Annotated in this window: 17 protein-coding genes; 8 read left to right on the top strand and 9 right to left on the bottom strand. The window is 64.3% G+C overall.

From position 1 onward, the window contains the following. Positions 1-59 precede the first annotated feature (59 nt). The 3 genes from GYH26_RS13980 to GYH26_RS13990 all read left to right on the top strand — a co-directional run bounded on the left by GYH26_RS13980 (position 60) and on the right by GYH26_RS13990 (position 3825). Positions 60-1160, top strand: a complete 1101-nt coding sequence (locus GYH26_RS13980; protein ID WP_161542172.1) for a vWA domain-containing protein — start codon at positions 60-62, stop codon at positions 1158-1160. A 5-nt stretch (positions 1161-1165) separates the two neighbouring features. Beyond that, on the top strand, positions 1166-1966 hold the full coding sequence (gene rsmA / locus GYH26_RS13985; protein WP_161542173.1) for a 16S rRNA (adenine(1518)-N(6)/adenine(1519)-N(6))-dimethyltransferase RsmA: 801 nt from the start codon (positions 1166-1168) through the stop codon (positions 1964-1966). Between the two features lie 185 nt (positions 1967-2151). Next, entirely contained in the window at positions 2152-3825 is a 1674-nt protein-coding gene (locus GYH26_RS13990; RefSeq protein ID WP_161542174.1) for a sodium:solute symporter, read from the top strand. Between the two features lie 59 nt (positions 3826-3884). On the opposite strand, the gene GYH26_RS13995 is transcribed toward GYH26_RS13990, so the two are convergent. Further along, complete coding sequence (locus tag GYH26_RS13995; RefSeq protein WP_161542175.1) at positions 3885-6272, bottom strand: TIM-barrel domain-containing protein; 2388 nt, start codon at positions 6270-6272, stop codon at positions 3885-3887. Positions 6273-6602: 330 nt separating this feature from the next. On the opposite strand from GYH26_RS13995, the gene GYH26_RS14000 reads away from it, so the two are divergent. Beyond that, complete coding sequence (locus tag GYH26_RS14000; RefSeq protein ID WP_029933224.1) at positions 6603-7244, top strand: thymidine kinase; 642 nt, start codon at positions 6603-6605, stop codon at positions 7242-7244. Here GYH26_RS14000 and GYH26_RS14005 read toward each other — a convergent pair. Next, positions 7195-7530, bottom strand: a complete 336-nt coding sequence (locus GYH26_RS14005) for a DUF4282 domain-containing protein (RefSeq protein WP_014068063.1) — start codon at positions 7528-7530, stop codon at positions 7195-7197. The genes GYH26_RS14000 and GYH26_RS14005 overlap by 50 nt on opposite strands. 141 nt (positions 7531-7671) lie before the next feature. On the opposite strand from GYH26_RS14005, the gene dnaX reads away from it, so the two are divergent. From dnaX to GYH26_RS14025, 4 genes are all read left to right on the top strand, one after another. Then, positions 7672-9501 (top strand): DNA polymerase III subunit gamma/tau, encoded by a 1830-nt coding sequence (gene dnaX, locus GYH26_RS14010; protein WP_161542176.1) that lies wholly within the window; start codon positions 7672-7674, stop codon positions 9499-9501. A 55-nt stretch (positions 9502-9556) separates the two neighbouring features. After that, positions 9557-9901 carry a YbaB/EbfC family nucleoid-associated protein gene (locus GYH26_RS14015; protein WP_054683069.1) on the top strand — a complete coding sequence of 115 codons (345 nt, stop codon included), beginning with the start codon at positions 9557-9559 and terminating at the stop codon, positions 9899-9901. A gap of 4 nt (positions 9902-9905) precedes the next feature. Then, on the top strand, positions 9906-10553 hold the full coding sequence (recR, locus tag GYH26_RS14020) for a recombination mediator RecR (RefSeq protein ID WP_161542177.1): 648 nt from the start codon (positions 9906-9908) through the stop codon (positions 10551-10553). A 130-nt stretch (positions 10554-10683) separates the two neighbouring features. Then, positions 10684-11925, top strand: a complete 1242-nt coding sequence (locus GYH26_RS14025) for a saccharopine dehydrogenase family protein (protein WP_161542178.1) — start codon at positions 10684-10686, stop codon at positions 11923-11925. Here the strand turns inward: GYH26_RS14025 and GYH26_RS14030 are convergent, their stop codons facing one another. The 7 genes from GYH26_RS14030 to GYH26_RS14060 form a co-directional block, all read right to left on the bottom strand. After that, positions 11926-12621 (bottom strand): SDR family NAD(P)-dependent oxidoreductase, encoded by a 696-nt coding sequence (locus GYH26_RS14030; protein ID WP_161542179.1) that lies wholly within the window; start codon positions 12619-12621, stop codon positions 11926-11928. A 147-nt stretch (positions 12622-12768) separates the two neighbouring features. After that, entirely contained in the window at positions 12769-13800 is a 1032-nt protein-coding gene (locus tag GYH26_RS14035) for a glycosyltransferase family 4 protein (RefSeq protein WP_014068069.1), read from the bottom strand. Positions 13801-13803: 3 nt separating this feature from the next. Beyond that, positions 13804-14793 carry a glycosidase gene (locus tag GYH26_RS14040; protein WP_161542180.1) on the bottom strand — a complete coding sequence of 330 codons (990 nt, stop codon included), beginning with the start codon at positions 14791-14793 and terminating at the stop codon, positions 13804-13806. A gap of 9 nt (positions 14794-14802) precedes the next feature. Beyond that, entirely contained in the window at positions 14803-16977 is a 2175-nt protein-coding gene (locus GYH26_RS14045; RefSeq protein WP_161542181.1) for a glycosidase, read from the bottom strand. Between the two features lie 172 nt (positions 16978-17149). Further along, complete coding sequence (locus GYH26_RS14050) at positions 17150-18997, bottom strand: glycoside hydrolase family 3 protein (RefSeq protein ID WP_161542182.1); 1848 nt, start codon at positions 18995-18997, stop codon at positions 17150-17152. A gap of 159 nt (positions 18998-19156) precedes the next feature. Further along, entirely contained in the window at positions 19157-19441 is a 285-nt protein-coding gene (locus GYH26_RS14055) for a DUF4880 domain-containing protein (protein WP_161542183.1), read from the bottom strand. Between the two features lie 44 nt (positions 19442-19485). Next, positions 19486-20100, bottom strand: coding sequence for an RNA polymerase sigma-70 factor (locus GYH26_RS14060; RefSeq protein ID WP_161542184.1), 615 nt, complete (start codon positions 20098-20100; stop codon positions 19486-19488). Between the last annotated feature and the right edge of the window lie 270 nt (positions 20101-20370).

Genomic DNA, 20370 nt, shown 5'->3' on the forward strand with positions numbered 1-20370 from the left:
CTCCTCTGCTCCCTGTCGTATTTCCCTGAGCGTTGGCCCGAGATCAGCAGCAGCGCGCCATGTGGATACGCTACACGCAATGGGATCCGAAGCGGCACGGCCGAAAGCAATCGACGTTCGAGCGGCTCTTTGAACTGTTCAAGCAACTGCTGCACTTCACGGCGGGCGATGCGGCCGAGGCGCTCCGGTGGCTCAGCCAGCTCGATCAGGAGTACGGCCTGACCGACGAAGAAATGGGCCTGGGCGACTTCATCGAAGAACTCAAGCGCCGGGGCTACCTGCAGGACGATGAGCGGACGGGCGTCGTGCAGATCACGCCGCGCATGGAGCGCACGCTGCGCCAGAGCGCCCTCGAAGAGATCTTCCGCAAGCTACGCCGGGGCAGCCTGGGCCAGCACAAGACGCCCTATGCCGGTCAGGGCGACGAACGATTGCCCGAAACCCGCCCCTGGCAGTTCGGCGACGACCCGCACCTGCTGGATCTGACGGGCACGCTCTCGAACGCCTTCCGCCGGAGCGGCATCGACCAGTGGTCGCTGCGCGAAGAAGACCTGGAGGTGTACGAGACCGACCACCACACGAGCGTGGCGACGGTGCTGCTGATCGACCTGTCGCACTCCATGGTGCTTTACGGCGAAGACCGCATCACGCCGGCCCGCAAGACCGCGCTGGCCCTGGCCGAACTGATCACCACCCGCTACCCGAAGGATACGCTCGACATCGTGGCCTTCGGCAACGACGCCTGGGAAGTCTCACTCAAGGAGCTGCCCTACCTGCAGGTGGGCCCCTACTACACGAACACGCGGGCGGCGCTGCAGCGGGCCCGCCAGATTCTGCACCGCCGCAAAAACCGCAACAAGCAGATCTTCCTGATCACCGACGGCAAGCCGAGCTGCCACTTCGAAAACGGCCGCATGTACCGCAACGCCTTCGGTCTGGATCGCCGCATTGTGAACAAGGTGCTCGACGAGGCCGTCCGTTGCCGTCGCGAGGGCATCACGATCACCACGTTCATGGTGGCCCGCGATCCCTACCTGCAGCAGTTCGTCCAGCAGCTCACCCGGGCCAACCGCGGCCGCGCCTACTACGCCAGTCTGGACCGCCTGGGTGAGTACCTGTTCGAGGACTACGTGCGCAACCGCCGCAAGCACCTGCGCTGAGCGACATGGCCGCGCCGTTTCGTCCCCGCAAGCGCCTGGGCCAGCATTTTCTGGTGGATCCCAACATCGCCCGCAAGATCGTCGCGGCGCTGCAGGCCGCGCCCGAGGATCCCGTCGTCGAGATCGGTCCGGGCACCGGCGCGCTGACCGGCCTGCTGCTGGAGCGCTACCCGCACCTGACGGCCATCGAGATCGATCCCCGGGCCGTGGCCGAACTGAAGGCCCGCTGGCCGGAGCTGGACGTGCGTCAGGAAGATGTGCTGAAGGTGAACTGGGCGGAGCTGGCCGAGGAGAAAGGCGGACGTCTCCACGTCGTCGGCAACCTGCCCTACTACATCACCAGCCCGATTCTGTTTGCGCTGCTCGACGCCCGCGAGGTGCTGGCCGAGGCCGTGCTCATGATGCAGCGCGAGGTGGCCGAGCGTCTGGTTGCACCGCCCGGTAGCAAAATGTACGGCATTCTGAGCGTGGCCGCCCAGCTCTGGGCCACCCCTGCGCTGCTGTTTTCCGTCTCCCGCCATGTTTTTCGTCCGAAGCCCCGTGTCGAAAGCGCCGTCGTGCGCCTGACCTTCGAGCGACCGCTCCCGGACGTCGATCCCGAACTGCTGCGCCAGGTTATCCGGACGGCCTTCAACCAGCGCCGCAAAACGCTGCGCAACAGCCTGCGCCGCCTGTTGCCATCCGAAACACCCCTGCCCGATCCCTGGGCCCAGGCCCGCGCCGAAGACCTTTCCCCTGACGACTATGTGGCCCTGACCCGATGGCTGCACGTCACAACCGCCTCTCTGATTGCATCCCGCCTGTAAAACGACAGATTTGCTGTCTTTCTCATAGGATGCAAAAAGCCCTTTCGCCTTTGGGGCTATAAGCCTATCTTAAGAGGATTTTTAAGACACGGCTAATGGGGGCGTATGCAAAAAGCGCTCCCCGGCCATGACCTTCCATCCATACCTGACGGTGCATCTATCTCAACCAACCCGGAGGAAGCCCTATGACGGTACTGGACTGGTTAATTGTGGCAGCCTATTTCGCGATCCTGGCCGGGATCGTCTGGTGGTCGGCCCGCCGCGTCAAAACCACCACGGACTACTTCCTGGCCGGTCGCGACGTGGGCTTTTTTGTCATCGGCGCCTCGATCTTCGCCTCGAACATTGGCTCGGAGCACATCGTGGGGCTGGCCGGAAGCGGCGCGGCCAACGGCCTGGCCCAGGCCCACTGGGAGCTGCACGCCTGGATTCTGGTGCTGCTGGCCTGGGTGTTCGTGCCGTTTTACTACCGCTCGGGGGTCTTCACGATGCCGGAGTTTCTCGAGCGGCGCTTCAACAGCCGCGCGCGCTGGATTCTGGCCGTGGTGTCGCTGACGGCCTACGTCTTTACGAAGGTGTCGGTGACGGTGTATGCGGGGGCGCTGGTTTTTCGGACGCTGCTGGCCGACGTGTTTGGTTCGCCGGACCAGGCGTTCTGGGTGGGGGCGATTGCGACGGTGCTGGCCACGGGGATTTACACGATCCTGGGGGGTCTTCGGGCGGTGGTCTACACGGAGGTGTTGCAGACGGGGTTGTTGATTCTGGGGAGTGTGTTCATCACGGTATTCGGGCTTTCGGCACTGGGGGGCTGGGGCGAGCTGCGGGAGGTAGCCCGCCTGCAGGGCGAGCAGTGGGCCCTCTGGCGTCCGAACAGTGACCCCAACTTCCCCTGGCTGGGTGTGATGATTTCGTCGGCGGTAACGGGCATCTGGTACTGGTGCACGGACCAGTACATTGTGCAGCGGACGCTGGCGGCGCGTTCGCTGCAGGATGCGCGACGGGGTGCGCTCTGGGGTGGTTTTCTGAAGGTGTGGCCGGTGTTCATTTTTCTGGTGCCGGGGATGATCGGCTATGCGCTGCATCTGAAAGGGGTGATTCACATTCCGACGGACGCCACGGGTAAGATTCAGGGCGACATGGTCTTTCCGACGCTGGTGGCGGAGCTGTTGCCGCTGGGCCTGCGGGGACTGGTCGTCGGCGGGTTGCTTTCGGCACTGATGTCGTCGCTTTCGTCGCTTTTTAATTCGTGCGCGACGCTTTTTACGGTGGACATTTACGAGAAGCTTCGTCCGGGTCGCCCGGAGTCGGAGCTGGTGCGGGTGGGACGGATTGCGACGGCGGTGGTGGTGGGGCTGGGCCTGTTGTGGATTCCGATCATGAAGGTGATGGCCGAGTCGAAGGCGGGGTTGTACGATTATTTGCAGAACGTGCAGGGTTTTCTGGCGCCGCCGATCACGGCGGTGTTTCTGCTGGGGATTACGAGTCGTCGGATCAACGCGCGGGGTGCAGTGTGGGGGTTGGGCGTCGGCTTCGTGCTGGCGATGGTGAAGTTGACGTTGCAATCGATGGTGCAGAACGGGGCGCTGGATCCGAACACGCTCCTGGGCGCAATCGGTGCGTTTAATGGCTATTACTTCTCCGGACTGCTGTTCTTGCTGAGCGTGCTGATCATCGTCGGCGTATCGTTGTTGACGGAGGCGCCGCCGGAGGAGAAGGTACGGGGGTTGACGTTTGGTACGGTGTCGGCGTCGGACCGGTCTGAGAGTCGGAAGACGTGGGACTGGCGGGATGTGACGTTGACGGTGGTGGTGCTGGGGCTGGTGCTGGCGATCTATCTGTACTTCTCCTTCTGGGTGTAACCTGCTGTCACGGGCACAGGCAAAAAAGGGGCGGCCGGCTGGCCGCCCCTTTTTCGTGCTCACCTGCGAGGCGTGCGGAGTTGCAGACGCCACTGCACGCGCCCCTCGAGCGGATCTTCCTGCAGGACGGGTCCATCCGGGCCCGGAATAACCTGCAGTTCATGGGCGGCTTCGCCGGGCAGGGCCACCCAGCCGCGGGCCGGTGCCCCATCGGTACTGAATACCTGCAGCTCCAGACGGCTCCAGTCCATTTCCATGGTGGACTGGGCCAGTGCAATGTGCGGCAGCACCGTATGATCGCGTACCAGCACGATGATCGGCACCGGTCCGGCCTCGATCTCATGCCACCGACCCCCTTCGTACACCCGGTCGGTCTGGTAGTCGATCCAGGTGCCCGGCGGCAGATAGACCCGGCGGCCGGTGGACCCGGTCTCGAACAGTGGGGCTACCAGCAGCGCCTCGCCAAAGAAGTACTGGTCGTCGATCAGCCACGAGGTCGGATCGTCCGGAAACTCGAAGAAAAGCGGGCGCATCATGGGGTGCCCTTCGGCCGAGGAGCGCACGGCCTGCGCGTAGATGTAAGGCATCAGGCGATATTTGACTTCTACGATACGCCGGAAGTCATCGACGAACGCCTCGCCGTAGGCCCACGGCTCACGCGGTGGTGCGCCGTGGCAGCGCGTGTGCGAGGTGAACACCCCGAAGGCCAGCCAGCGCCGGTAGAGATCGACCGAGGGCGTCGACACGAAGCCGCCCACGTCGTGGCTCCAGTAGGTAAAGCCCGAGAGGCCAAACGACAGGCCCCCGCGTAGCGTGGCCGCCATGGCCGAATTCGTGTTTTCGGCGTCGCCGCCCCAGTGCAGCGGATAGCGCTGGCTGCCGGCCCAGGCGCTGCGCGCCCAGATGATGTGCTCGCCCGTGATCTGCGTGGTGATTTCGGCCGCCGCCCTGTTGTAGCGAAGCGGATAGAGGTTGTGCTCGTACCAGCCCGTCCGACCCGAAGCGTACAGCCCGTGGACCGGCGCGTCTTCCCCGAAGTCCACCTTGATCGCTCCCACCCCCATGCGCAACAGACCGGCCAGCTTCTCCTGATACCAGGCCACCGCTTCGGGATTGGAGAAGTCCAGCACGGCATCTTCGAAGGGCCATCGTCCGTTTTCGCTGCGCACGTGCAGCCCCTTTTCGACGATCTCCGAATAGAGTCGGTTTTTCGACGAAAAGTAGGGAAGTTGCCAGAGCGAGATGTGAAAGCCCTGCGCCTTCAGGTCGGCAATCATGCGGGCCGGATCCGTGAAACGGGTGGTGGAAAACTGATAGTCGTTGCGCCAGTCCGTCTCGAACCAGCCCGTGTCGAGATGAATGACATCGGCCGGAATGCGATACTGGCGAAGCCGGGCGGCCACTTCACGCACCTGCTGTTCCGAATTGTACGTGATGCGGCTCATCCAGAGGCCGAACGACCAGAGCGGCGGCACCGGACTCCGTCCCGTCAGCGCCGTGTACTCGGAGAGGATCTGCCCGGGCGTGCCGAAGAAGAAAAACAGATCGAGCGTCTCGTCGCCGGTGTAGATCGTGTTGAACTGGTCGAACGTGTGGCCGAAGTCGAACGTGACGGGCGTGCTCGTGTGCACGAAAACGCCGTAGCCCCGGCTGCTCAGGAAAAACGGAATCGGTTTGTACATGCGCCGGCCCTGCGTGCCCATTCCATCGCGCAGGAAGGCAATGATTTTCTGGCCGCGTTTGTTGAAGCGCGTGAAGGATTCGCCCGTGCCGAAAATTTTCTCGTCGTAGGCCAGCTCGAAGGTGGCGGCCGTCCAGTGGCTCAGGTCCTCGGAGCGACGGATGTAGCAGAAGGGGACGCGGTCGAAGGCGAAGGTGGCCGGCTCGTCGAGCGTCATGGTGCGCGTCAGCAGCCGTCCGGTGGGATCGTAGAAGGCGATCCGCCAGGGATCGCGGTAGAGCCGGATCTGATAGCCGGCCGGGCTGGTCCACGTGATCAGGCTGTCGGTCTGCTGCACCTGCCAGCTTCCGTCGTGCGGCACCGGTCCCACCAGCATCAACGAAGGGGTGTCGTCGGGGGCCACGGCCCGGGTCAGAAACCGCAGCCGCACGGTACGTGGCGAGACCGGCTCGATCGTGAAGGGAAGCACCGGATCCCGGTCGTACTCGGTGGCCGGAAACTCGGTGGACGAGGCGCGCACCAGGGGGCGGTCGATCTTGTTGAACGACAGGCTGGGCTGACGCTGATAGCGTTCCCAGCGAAGCTGGCCCTGTCCGACCGCCGGATCGAACGCCTCGACGCGGGCCGGGACGAAGTAAACCGGATCGAGCCGCTGAAAGGCCTCGCTCACGTCGATCAGATCGCCGCGCATGGTCTGGCCGAAACCATTCGAAACGATTCCCGGCATCAGCCACACACAGATCAGCAAACGTCGCAATGCAGGCATGGTGCGTTTGGGTTTAGTGTCTCGCAATATGCTTTTTCACTTGATTTGACTTAATAGTGCATGTGAGAAAGCACGGGCGCACACTTCGGTGCGCCCTTACCAGATCCTTGACATTTTCCCTATCCCGTAGGGGCGGACCACTGTGTCCGCCCTGTCATGCCCGCGGATCATCTCTGGCATGGCGCCATCATGCACCGGAAAATCAGCGATCCCATATTAATGGCTGTATGCTACAAAGACAGCGGGAGTCAGGCAACACCCTATTTCAACATGGAAAAAACGCGAGGCGAGGCGTATCTTACCGGAGCAGTCCAACCCGCGGACGAACTCATGCCCATGGAACCCCTGATTCTGCGGCACGGCGGCTCGGTCGGCTGGATCGAAGTGATCTGCGGCTCGATGTTCAGCGGCAAGACCGAAGAGTTGATCCGCCGGTTGCGCCGGGCGCAGATCGCCCGCCAGCGCGTCGAAGTCTTCAAGCCCCGCATGGACCGGCGCTACAGCGAAACGGACGTCGTCTCACACGACGAAAACGCGCTGCGCTCGACGCCGGTCGACAGCGCCGAGCAGATCCTGCTGCTGGCCGGATCGGCCGACGTGGTGGGCATTGACGAGGCTCAGTTTTTCGACATGACGCTGGTGGACGTGTGCCAGCAACTGGCCAACGACGGCAAACGGGTAATCGTGGCCGGTCTGGACCAGGACTACATGGGTCGGCCGTTCGAGCCCATGCCCCAGCTCATGGCCGTGGCCGAGTACGTGACAAAGCTGCATGCCATCTGCGCCGTCTGCGGCGCGCCGGCCAACCACTCGCAACGGCTGACCGACGAAGAAGGACGGGTCGTGCTCGGGGCGGCCGACCGCTACGAACCCCGCTGCCGTCGCTGCTTTCAACCGCCCCGCCCGACCTCCGCGTCGTCGCTCAAAGCGGTGGCTCCGGCGGCGACGGCGCCCCGCCCCGAGCTTCCGTAAGCGCCACCAGCCGCGCCAGGTGCTCGGCAATGCGAAAGATCACGATGACAAGCTCCAGGTAAATCCGCGCCACAATGGCGCCCAGCAGGAAAAAGATGGGCGAAAGAATCAGCCTCAGGAGACCTTCACCGAACCCTTCGACAAACCCGGTGAAGATCGAGACGATCGCAAACAGTGCCAGCCCGATCAGCGCCAGCACATAAAGCAACCGGATCAGCCGCGCTGTAATGAATTCCGAGAAGGAAAAATCGAACAGCGCCTCGAAAAAGCCTTTGCGTGGTTCCATGCGTCGCTCGCGTTGGTTTGAAGAGTTGGGCTCTACTTCACAGAATATTCAATTCTGTATCCAGACGCAAGTCGGGCGATCCTTTTGCCCGGCGCGTCGTTCTGAAAAGAAAAACCTGCGTCCCTGACCACGCCCGGCATCATGCAGGAACAGCGTTATCTGGTAGCCGCCCGCAAGTATCGCCCGCAGCTTTTCCGTGAACTGGTCGCTCAGGAGCACGTAACGGAGACGCTGAAAAACGCCCTTCGTCTGAACCGCCTGGGCCACGCCTATCTGTTCAGCGGCCCCCGGGGCGTTGGCAAGACGACGGCCGCGCGCCTGCTGGCCAAGGCGATCAACTGCCAGACGCCGCTGGAAGAACGCGAGGACCGCGCCGAACCCTGTCGCCGGTGCGAGGCGTGCGTCGCCTTCGAGGAGGGGCGCAGCCTGAACGTGTTCGAGATCGACGCGGCCTCGAACAACAAGGTTGAGGACGTGCGCGAGCTGCGCGAGACGGTTCGGGTGCCGCCGCAGGGTGCGCGGAAGAAGGTCTACATCATCGACGAGGTGCACATGCTCTCGAACGCGGCCTTCAACGCGCTCCTGAAAACGCTCGAAGAACCGCCGCCGCATGCCCTGTTCATTTTCGCCACCACCGAGCCGCACAAGGTTCTGCCCACGATCCTTTCACGCTGCCAGCGGTTCGACTTTCGCCGCATTCCGGTCGAGGCCATCGTGGCCCGGCTGCGCGAGATCTGCGCGGCCGAGGGCGTCGAGGCCGACGACGAGTCGCTCATGCTGCTGGCCCGCAAGGGAGACGGCGCCCTGCGCGACGCGCTTTCGGCCTTCGATCAGGCGGTCTCGCTCTGCGGCACCACGCTGCGCTACGCCGAGCTGGCGCAGGCACTGGGCGTGGTGGATCTGGACCTGTACTTTGCGGTGACCGACCACGTCCGCTCGGGCAACGGTGCTGGCATGCTCGCGGTGGTCGAGCAGGTCGTACGATCCGGCTATGACCTGCAGGAGTTCGCCATCGGGCTGGCCGAGCACCTGCGCAATCTGCTGGTGGCCCGCACCATGCCCGACCTGTCGCTGATCGAAGCGGGCGAAGCCACCCGCCGGCGCTACGCTGAAGCCGCGCAGGCTTTCGAGGAGGCCGATCTGCTGCGGCTGCTGGGACTGGTGGCCGATCTGGAATCCCGGCTGAAAAGCAGCGCCCAGCCCCGGTTGCAACTGGAGCTGACGCTGCTGCGCATGGCCAGCCTGCCACATGCCGTCGATCTGCGCCGGGCACTCGACATGCTGGAGCGTCTGGCGCAGACTTCGCAGTCCCGCCCCAATTCGGACGGCCCTTCACCGACCCGCCCGACCCCCGGACCGGCCGTTCGCTCCACCCCGGCCGCTTCAAAACCACCGCGTTCTGAGGTAGCGCCGGAGTCTCGGCCACATACTGCTCCTGAAACCACCTCCCTTTTCGGTCCGCCCGCGCTGGAGAGGCTGAAGCACAACCGGCCGGAAGGCTCCGGCGGACAGGCCGCGCTGGCCACCGCGGAAGCAACGGACGTACTGGTGGCCGAATCCCCCGCCGAACTGCTGGTGGCGCTGCAGGACCGCTGGCCGGAGTTCGTGCGACGGGTTGCGCAGGTTCGTCGTCATGTGGGCATGGTGCTGGAAGACACCCGACCCGAGTCGATCGAGGGCACCACGCTCTGGGTGTACGTCCGGGACCCGGCCTACGCCCGGCTGCTCCAGAATCAGGAGAAGTTTCTGCTGCAGCAGCTCCACGCCTTCATGGAGGAGGCGCAGCAGCTCACAGCCCTGCGTTTCCGATCACCGGAGCCGGTAGACAAAGCGCCCGCGCAGGCGGCACCTCCAACGCCCGAACCAGAGGATCCCACGCTGGTGCTGGAACGCCTGCGGCGCACCTCGCCCGTCGTGCAGAAGCTGATCGACCAGTTCGGCTGCGAGCTGTACTGGGGCAACGGCCAATGAACCAGGGCTCCGGCTGCGCGTTCACCTGCTACGCAACGACCAGTCGGAGAAGCACATGGACGGCGCGCTGAATCTGGGAGAAGTCTTCGGGAAAGTGATGGAGTTGCAGCAGCGCCTTGCGGAAACGCAACAGGCGCTGGGCAACCGAACGGTCACCGTGGAGACCGGCGGGGGGATCGTGCGCGTGACGGCCAACGGCCTGCAGCGCATCGTCCGCATCGAAGTGGATCCCGAAGCCTTCCGCTCTGAAGATCAGGACATGCTGGAAGACCTGATCGTGGCCGGCGTCAACAAGGCGCTGGAGGAAGCGGCCCGGATGGCCCGTGAGGAAATGCAGAAGGCAGCCGGCACGCTGCTACCACCCGGCCTGGACATCGACCTGAGTGCCCTGGGACTGTAACACGATGAGTTTCACCTCGCCTTCGGTCGAAGCCCTTGTCGAGCAGCTCATGCGGCTGCCCACCGTCGGGCGCAAAACGGCCCAGCGGCTGGCGGCCTACATTCTGAAAATGCCCCGTGAAGAAGTGGAGGCGCTGGCACAGGCTCTGCTGGCCGTCAAAGAACGCGTGCGCCAGTGCGCTATCTGCTTCAACGTGACCGACGAGGAAGTCTGTGCCATCTGCCGCTCGCCCCGCCGGGACCACTCCACCATCTGCGTGGTCGAAGAACCCAGCGACGTGCTGGCCCTGGAGCGCACCGGAGAGTACCGGGGCGTCTACCACGTACTGGGCGGCGTCATCTCGCCGCTGGACGGTATCGGCCCGGACGACCTGCGCATCCGTGAACTCGTGGCCCGCGTGGCGCCCACCAACGGCGACCCCGAGCGGGCCGCGCTCTATCCGGAAGGTCGTATTCCGCGTGTTCAGGAAGTCATCCTGGCGCTGAACCCCAACGTCGAGGGCGACACGACCGCTTATTATCTGGCGCAGCTGCTCAAACCGCTGGGCGTGCGCGTCACACGTATTGCCCGCGGCCTGCCCATCGGAGGCGACTTGGAGTATGCCGACGAAGCTACGCTCTCCCGTGCGCTGGAGGGACGCCTGGCCCTTTAAGAAAGGCTCTGTAAAGCCTTGTCGAACTGCACGATTCGGTCTTAAAAATGAGCGATTCCGGCCGTATCTTTGAGCGATCCCGGATCGTCTTGCCCCGCTTTCCCTGCACGCCATCTGCCTGACGACGACCATGCGCATAACGATCATTGGAGCCGGTGCCATTGGTTCGGCCATCGCTTCGTTTCTGGTACGTCAGCCTGAAGTAACCCAGGTGCAGGTCTGCGACGCTCGCGCCCGCAACCTGCAGGAACTGCACGATCGGCTGCAGACCAGCCGGCTGCGCTCCTTCCAGATCGACGCGCGCGATCACGGCGTGCTGGAACCGATCCTGCAGGGAAGCCAGGTGGTCATCAGTGCCGCCCCGCCGCAGCTCAACCCGACCCTGGCCCGCCTCTGCCTGGAGCTGGGCGTCAACTTCTGCGACATGGGCGGCAACGACCAGATCGTGCGTAAGGAACTGGACCTGCATGAAGAGGCTGTCAAACGCGCCGTCTGGATCGTTCCCAACTGCGGCTTGGCCCCGGGTCTGGTGAACATCCTCTGCCTGCACGGCATCGACCAGTTCGACGAAGTCGAAGCGGCCTATCTGCGCGTGGGCGACGTGCCGCTGGATCCACATCCGTTCAATTTCCGCATTTCCTGGTCGGCGGAAAAGGTGATCGAGGACTACACGAATCCGGTGCAACTCATTCGTGAGGGCCAGCTGGAGACCGTCGAGCCGTTGACCGGCATGGAGCGGATCCGCTTCGGGGAGCCCTTCGGGGAAATGGAGGCCTTCTACACGGCGGGCGGTCTTTCGACGCTGGCCGAGCAGCTGGCCGGACGCATTCAGGTACTCGACTACAAAAGCGTCCGCTGGCCCTGTCATGCCAGCCAGATGCGCTTTGTGCTGGGACTGGGCTTTGGCGAGCCGCGTTCGATCGACGTGCGCACGCACCTGACCTACCGCGACGTGCTGGTGCGACGCATGCGCCAGCGGCTGGGCGGCCACTATGAAGACGCCGTGCTGCTGCGCATCGCCATTCACGGGCGCAAAAACGGCCAGCCCTGCACGCTCCTTTACGAAATGGTCGATCGCTACGATCAGGAGCAGCAGATCAGCGCCATGCGCCGCTGCACGGCCATTCCCACGGCCCTGGTGGCGCTCATGATCGCCTCCGGCGAGGTCAAAGGCGGTGGCGCGCTACCTCCCGAACAGGTGGTACCGCGCGATCGCTTCTACCAGCGTCTCATCGAACACGGCCTGCCGATCGCCCACCGCTGGTACGAGGGCTACGTGGACGTCACGCATCCGGACCCCGAGCGCGCCCTTGCCGAACCGCCTGCCTCGGACAAAAAGAGCCGGAAGCGGCAGCCGGCCTCCAGCCGATAGCTAAAAACCGCGACCGTAGGCCCGGATCACCATCCCGTTAAGCGCGGCACCAGCCGGCGAGCACAGGTAGACGCACAGCTCGGCCAGTTCGGCGGCCGTCACGCCGGACCCCTCGCTGCCTTCATCGTACCGGATCACCGAGGGGGCAACGACATGGGCGGTGATGCCCTGCGCCACCAGCTCGCCGCCGACGGCCTCGACCAGCCGTACCAGCGCCCCCTTGGCGGCCGAGTAAGCGGCCTGGCGGGCACGACCACGGTCGGCGCCCTGCATCGACGCAAATGCGATCAGCCGTCCGCCGGAGCGCCCGCGCATCAGACGGGCTGCTTCGCGGAAGCACAGGAACGTGGAGGTCAGATTCGCATCCAGCATCGCCCGCCAGTCGTCCAGCGTCATTTCGAGCAACGGGCGCTCGTCCCACAATCCGGCTGCGTGCACCAGCACGTCCACGTAGCCAAAGCGGTCCCAGATTTTGCCGAAGCAGGCGGCTACCTGCGCCTCGTCGGCCAGATCGGCATGAAAAACCGCACCTTCGGCACCTTCCGGAAGCTGAAGGTGCCGGGCCTGCTCGGCCGTGCGCACCACCGCCGCCAGGCGGGATCCTTCCTGCGCGAAACGCCGAAGCAATTGCTGTCCCAGCCGCCCACCGGCGCCGGTAACCACCACGACTTTATGCGCCAGGGTGTGCGTTTCCATAGTACCTGTCTGTCTGGTTGAAGCTGCACGCAAGCGTGCATTCGGCCGCGCTGTACGTGTAGAAGCGCCTGTGGCGCCACTTCGCCGTATGGCTTTGCTACATAGGCCGAACGCACGCCGACAAGATAGGCGTCGCCAGGAAATGGCTCAAGCGGCCGAACGGGCCCGGTGCCGACGCAGCACTTCTTCATAGACGCGCAGGTAGTCGTCGACCATGCGCTCGCGGCTGAAGCGGCGCTCCACGTAGGCGCGGATTTTCGCACGGTCGAGCTGACGCAGCCGGGGCAATGCGGCCACGGCTTCCTCCACCGTCTGCACCAGCACGCCGGTTTCGCCGTCCCGTATGATCTCGGGCATCGAGCCGCGCGGACGGGCCACGACGGGGGTGCCGCAGGCCATCGCTTCGACCACACTCAACCCGAACGGCTCGTCGAAGTTGATCAGGTGCAGCAGCGCGTAGGCACCACCCAGCAGCCGATCTCGATCGGCCGGTCCCACCGACCCCAGGTACTGAATCTGCCGGCCGTCGATGAACGGCGCCACCTCCTGCTCGAAGTAGGCCCGATCCTGAATGATGCCGGCCATCTTCAGCGGCATGCCACTCCGACGGGCCACCTCGATCGCCTCACGCGCCCCTTTGTCGGGATGCATGCGGCCAAAAAAGAGCAGATAGTCGCCCGGCTCGGTGCGAAGCGTGAACGACTCCAGATCGATCCCGTGATACACGGTAGCCACGTAATCCAGGTCGGGATGCCGGTCGGCATTGCTGATCGAGACGTAGTAGGTGCGGCGGTTGTACTTGCGATAGACCGGCAGAATGCGCTCCGACGAAAAGCCGTGGATCGTGGTCAGCACCGGCGTACGCACCAGGCCGCTGTAGCTCAGCGGTAGAAAGTCGAAGTGGTTGTGGATGAGATCGAATTCCCCGGCGCGCTCGAACACCTCGCTGATGTGCAGACACTCCCAGACCTTCGGGTCCAGCGAAGGATCCTCTTCGTAGGGGCGCGGGCATACGGCAATGAGCCGGGCGCGCGTCTGGGAGTCGGCCGTGGCAAACAGTGTCACGTCGACGCCTCGATCGACCAGCCCCTCGGTCAGCAGCCAGACGACCCGCTCCCAGGGGCCATAGTGACGGGGCGGCACGCGCCAGGCGATGGGGGCCAGCATGGCGATCCGCATGGCTCAGCCTCGGGCCTGTCCGTCGTAGTGACCGTTCAACAGCCAGTCGAGCAGCTCGCTCAGGCGCGCTTCGGCGACGGCCACGCAGGTATCGGCCGCGCCGTAGTAGAGACGCAGCGTGTCGCCGTCCAGCACGTAGCCACAGGGAAACACCACGTTGGGCACGTCGCCGATGCGTTCGTACGGAGCCCGCGGGCCCAGGATCCATCCGGGCGCCCGTCGGATGACGCGCGTGGGGTTTTCCAGGTCCAGCAGCGCCATGCCCACCCGGTAGATGTCGCCGGCCACCGTGGTGCGCACGCCGTGGTAGATGAGCAGCCAGCCCTCGGGCGTTTCGATCGGCGGCGGTCCGGCCCCGATGCGCACGTGGTCCCACCAGATGCCCGGCCGCGGCCGCAGCACCACGCGCGGACCGCTCCAGTGCCGCAGGTCCGGCGACCGGCTCAGCCAGATGGCCGGATGCGTCTCGCGCCGCGTGCTGGAGGTCCGGTGCAGCAGCACCCAGTAGCCCCCGATTTTACGAGGAAAGAGCATGCCGTTTTTGTCTTCCGGCGGCATGAGCAGGCCGCGCCGCTCGAAGGTGCGGAAGTCTTCGGTCAGCGCCAGCGCAATGGCCGGTCCTTCCTCCGAAAACGCCGTGTAGGTGACCGCATAGCACCCCATCTCCTCCAGCCACACGATGCGCGGATCTTCGATGCCCCAGGATTCTTCGGGCCAGTGCTCCGGATCGGGCACCAGCGTCGGCTCGGGATCGATCGTCCAGTCGGTCAGTCCGTTGGGACTCCGGGCCACGGTCAGATGCGACACGCCCCGGTGGTCTTCCACGCGCACCAGCAGCAGCGTTTCGCCCGTGTCCAGACGAACGGCCGCCGGATTGAAGACGGAGTTGCACGGATAGGGCCAGTCGTCGGCCGTCAGAATCGGGTTCCCCTCGTAACGTCGAAACAACTCGCCCACCTGCTGGGGCATCGGAAGCACTTCGTAGTCGCGCATCGTCTCGCTTTACAATGCTTTGGTCGTTGCGACTTCAGGTTCTTCGGCGGCCCGTCGCTCCAGGGCTGCGATCAGCTCGCTCATCGGAATCCGTGCCCCAAAAATGCGGCTGTCGGCCGCCGCATACGGGATGATCAGATCACCACGCCATACATAATTTGCACAGGCAAACAGCACATTATCCACACCCAGTTCCGGGTCGCCCACCTTTTCGATGTCGCCGCGCGGCCGCATGAGCGGCTCCAGGCGGGCTGCGACGGGATCGGGTCGGTTGAAATCCAGCAGCGCCGCCGCCAGATCGTACTCCCGGTGCCCGTCCCAGTCCATGTGTCCCTGATGGTAGATCATCAGGAAACGCCGGTTGCCCAGCGCGATGGGCGGGCCGCCTGCTCCGATCCAGGAAAGCGCAAACTCCCGGTAGCGGTAGCTGGCCATCAGCAGGCCCCGACTGTGGAAGGGCCCCTCGGGCCGGTCGGCTTCGGCCAGATGGATGGCCATGGGATGCCGCCCGTAGATGGGGCGGTGCAGCAGCAGCCATTTGCCATCGACGGGCTCCGGCAGCAGCGCCGCATTTTTGTTGTCCACGTCGTTCACGTCGCCGGGGATCGGGCCGTGCAGTTCCCAGTGCACGAAGTCCTGCGTGGTGGCCAGGCAGATGTGCACGCGCCCGATGAACGACGGAAAGCGGGAGCGTTCGGTGGTGTAGCCCGTGTAAAACAGGTAGTAGGTATCGCCGATCTTCGTGCAGCGGGCATCTTCGGCACCAAGATCGTGGAAGACGGCGTCGGGTCGAATGACAGGCTCCGGCCAGCGCCGCACCAGTTCCAGCGTGGGCGTCAGCACGGCCAGCCCCAGCGAAGAGGGCGCGTGCCCGGCCGGGCTTCCTTTCGCCCCCTGGGCCCGGTAGATCATCACACACGCGCCGCCGGCCCGGCGGAGCCGCTCGCGCTCCGGCCCGGTAAGTTGCCAGGCGTCCATGAGCCGCTCCAGCTCCTCGCCAGCCTCCACGAGCACGGCGGCCGGATTCAGCACCACGCGCGACTCCCAGGGATGCTGCGGGTCCGGCTCGAGGACGGGTCGTCCGCCATGCAGACGCTCGACCTTGACGGGTGGCGGCGTCTCGATCGTGCGCATGGCCCGGCCCCGGTCGCTGGGCAACATGTACACCCGGGGCATCGTCCAGCTATGCCGCTGCTCTTCCAGCACGAAATCGACCACGTCCCGCAACGATGCCACCGCATGGCCGATCACTTTGTCGGCTGCGCCGTAGTACACGTGCAGCTGGCCATCGATCACCACGGCCCCCTCTGGAAACACGACGTTGGGGACGTCCCCCTCGCGCTCGAAGGGCAGCTCGGGCTCCAGGATCGGCACGCGAGCCCGGGCGATCGTCCGCTGTGGATCGTCCAGGTCCAGCAGCGCCACCCCGGCCCGGTAGGTGTAGGTTTCGTCCACCCCGTGGTAGATCAAGAGCCACCCCTCGGGGGTCTCGATGGGCGGCGGTCCGGCCCCGATCTTTTTGCGCTCCCAGCGCCGGGCCGGACGGAGCGCCACATGCTCGTCCAGGTCGGCCAGGTGCTCGGCCCAGCGCACAGCCGATCGGTGCAGCAGCTCGTCCCAGTCGTCGAAGTAGATGATCTGAATGTCCGGTTCGATGCGGTGCAGCAGCGCCAGTTTGCCCCGGATGCGACGCGGAAAGAGCGCGGCGTCTTTGTCGCGCACAGGCGGACCGATCACGCCGTGTTTTTCGACCTGCACGAAGTCGGTCGTCGAGGCCAGCCCGATGCGGACGCCATCGCCGGGACCGAAAGCCGGCGTACTGAGCACCGTGTGTACGATCCAGTAGCGTCCTTCCAGGAACGTGATGCGCGGATCTTCGAGTCCGTAGCGGTCGAAGTCCTCGCCCGGCGCAAGCAGCGGCGACTCGCGCCAGGTGAAGTGCACGCCGTCGGTGCTCGTGGCGTAGCCGAGCGAGGAGATGTAGGGCTCGAAGCCATAAGCTGGCTCGCCGGGTCCCGAATTCGGCAGCGGAAAGCGCCGATAGCCGGCCGGAACGGCCCGGAAGACAAGATGCACGCGCTCTCCGTCGTACCAGGCGCCCGGATTGAATACGGCGCCCGAGGCCCACGCCAGCTCGGCGCGGGGCGTCAGCACCGGAACGGCTGTCCGTCGAAACAAGGCCATGGTTCTTGCTGAAGGCTTTTCGCAAAGCCTGCGAATCGCCTACCGCCCGGCTCGTGTTCCAAGGAGTCGCGACCGGGCTGCTCCTTTTTACAGGAAGGTTGCGACGAAAAAATGCCGGGGTCCGGCACGAAGCCGAACCCCGGCCCAGGGACCCCGCAGACGTCCGGGGTATTCAGTAGGTCAGGCCATAGCCGAAGGGAAACAGCGGATCATAGTCTTCGTCGCCCACGTTGATGGGGATCTGATCCATCGAGCGCGGCCAGGAGAACGGCAGCTTACCGGTCGGAGCGTAGTCGCCAAAGAGCACGTCGGCCACGCCATCGCCTTCGCTGCCCGGAAGCCAGGCCGCGATGAAGGCGTCGGCCATTTCGAGCACGTCGTTGATGATCATCGGGCGCCCGGAGATCAGGATCACCACCACGGGTACGCCGGCTTCTTTCAGGCGCCGCACCACGGCCACGTCGTCCGGATCGAGCGACAAATCGGAGCGATCGCCCAGAAACTCGGCGTAGGGCCGCTCGCCGATCACCGCGATGGCCACGTCGGCGCCGGCCGCACCGGAGCCATCTTCCGAGTAGGTCACCTCGGTACCGGGTGCCACCGCCTTCCGGATGGCTTCCAGGATCGTGGTGCCTTCGGTGATGTCGCCGCTTCCGCCCTGCCAGTCGATCGTCCAGCCACCCGCCTGATAGCCCAGGTTGTCGGCGTGCAGCCCGGCCACATGGATACGGCCGAGGTCTTTGGCCAGCGGCAACGTCTGGTTTTCATTCTTCAGGAGCACCAGCGATTTGCGCACCGCCTCGCGGGCCACGGCCCGGTGCTCAGCCGAACCGAACTTCGCCCACAGACTCCGATCGGCGAACACGTGCTCGGGGCCATCCATCAGCCCCATGGCGAATTTGACGCGCAGGATGCGCAGCACGGCGTCGTCGATGCGCTCCATGGGCACCCGCCCTTCTTCGACCAGCTCTTTCAGAAGCTGGAAAAACTCGCGGTAGCGAGTGGGCACCATGGCCATGTCGATGCCCGCATTGATGGAAATCTCGATGGCCGTCTTGTAGTCGGGATGGACCTGATCGATGGCATTGTAGTCGGAAATCACGATGCCCTCAAAGCCCAGCTCGCCCTTCAGCACGTCGGTGAGCATGTACTTGTGGCCGGTCATCTTGACGCCGTTCCAGCTGCTGTAGGACACCATGATCGAGCCCACGCCGGCCTGGATGGCGTCGATGTAGGGCCGCACATGAATGCGGCGGAACGTGGCCTCGTCCAGCCGCACATCGCCCTGATCCAGCAGCGCCCCCTGCGGCCCACCGGTGCCGAAGGCCGTACCGCCGTCGCCGGCAAAGTGCTTGGCCGAGGCCAGCACGGCCAGCGGGTTGTTCAGCCCGCCATTCTGCAGGCCGCGCACGGCCGCCGCACCCAGCGTGGCCACCAGTTCCGGATCTTCCGAGAAGCTCTCGTAAGTGCGGCCCCAGCGTTCGTCCCGCGCCACGGCAATGCACGGCGCGAAATTCCAGTGAATACCGGTGGCCCGCATTTCGATGGCCGTAATGCGATAGACCCGCTCCACCAGGTCCGGGTCGCGCGTGGCTCCCAGCCCGATGTGGTGCGGAAAAACCACGGCTCCCTCGACGTTGCTGTGGCCGTGCACGGCGTCGATGCCGTAGAGCAGCGGAATGCCCAACCGCGTGCGCAGCGCAATGGCCTGCAGGCTGTCGTACACCTCGGTCCAGGCCTCCAGGCTGTTACCGTCGGCCGGATCCGAATTGCCGCCGCTCAGAATGGAGCCCAGGTGGTAGGTCTGGATGTCGTAGGGATCCTGGAGAAAGGCCTGTTCGGCCTGAATCATTTGACCGATTTTCTCCTCCAGGGTCATCTGTGCCAGCAGGGCGCGGGCCTGCTCGTCGTAACTGGAGAGCGGAGGAAACGCGGCCGTCGAAGGGGGTTGCTGCTCCGCTTTCTGACAGCCGGCCGCTACGAGTCCAAGCATAAGGCAGCCGATTACCAGGTGCTTCATGGCTTCCGGAAATTGGGGTGGTTTCAGGGCTTCAGTCCAGCCTTCCACCCACACAAAGACCTTCAGACAGGCTGGGTTCACCAGGCTTGATTCAAGTCAAATTACTTTACAAAAAAGCCGACACAAACGCAACCCCTGCGTCCCTACCCTTCCGACCGGCTACGAGCACCGGCATCGTGGTTCAGCTTTCCGGGCGGGCATCTCCGGAAGGGACAGGCCACGGACGCGCATTTTTTCCAGCAGCGCCCGCCACTGTGCCGCCAACCAGGCCGGATCCTCTTCATCCGGAGCCGCTACAGCATCCCAGAGCTGCTGCAGCGACCGAAACAGCGCCCGGTGCTGTGCGTCGGCCTCCAGCCATTGTTCGACGCGCTGCTGCACGGCTTCCGAAGCCTCGCCGGCCAGGTAATCCACCAGATTTTGCCAGCTAACCGTAGGCGCCACCGACGGCTTTTTCTGGATTAAGACGCCGAACAGCGGCTACAACCCTATTGGGCCAGAAAAGATGCCAGACAGGCCCGGAGGTATTTGACGGCTTCGGTCAGCTGGTTACTCACCGTCTTGGGCGAGACCCCCATAATCCGGGCAATTTCTGCATAGGTGAAGCCGCGTTCGCGATGCAACAGAAAGGTCAACCGCCGACGCTCCGGAAGGGAGGCGATGGCCTGCTCCAGAGCTTGCCGAAACTCTTCGGCCTGCAGGCGCTGGAGACCGTCGGGATCGCCACACGTTCGATGTACGGGGAGTTGCAGCCCATCGACCTGCCATCGACGCCGCAGTTGCTGTCGGCGCCGAAAGTTGAATGCCTCGTTGCGCACGGCCTGATAGAGGTACAGCCGGAGCGAGTGCGTGGGTTGCCAGCGCTGGCGCCGCTCCCAGATGCGCAGAAAGACCTCCTGGACCACCTCATACGCCGCCTCTTCGTCGCCCAGCACACCCTGCGCAAAGCGACAGAGCCGACCGTAGTAGCACCGAAACAGTTCGGCATAGGCTTCGCCGTCTCCCTGTCGGATGCGCCGGATCCAGTCGTACTCCTGGGCCGACAGCGAACCGACGCGCGTGTCCGACGATGTCGAGGTTTGCCCGGGCTGCACCAAGGCCATGCGCTGAAAGTTGAACCGATTTATGACCGACAGATTATCCACTCAGCTTTCTTTCACCGGGATTTCAACATATAATCTCATATTGGCAAAATCAATCCCCTTTTTCGTCTCCATTCTTTTGATTTTCTATATTTCATTTATTGAATCGATTCATTTATTGCAAATTTTATCTTTCTTCACAATATACAATCCTCTGCCGTCTCTTCGCCCTCTTCCGAGAACAAAGCGCGCGCACGCCTGTTTGCGTGCACCCCGTGCATCTGTTCAACA

Source organism: Rhodothermus marinus (assembly GCF_009936275.1).
In the GTDB taxonomy this organism is placed as follows: Bacteria; Bacteroidota; Rhodothermia; order Rhodothermales; family Rhodothermaceae; genus Rhodothermus; species Rhodothermus marinus_A.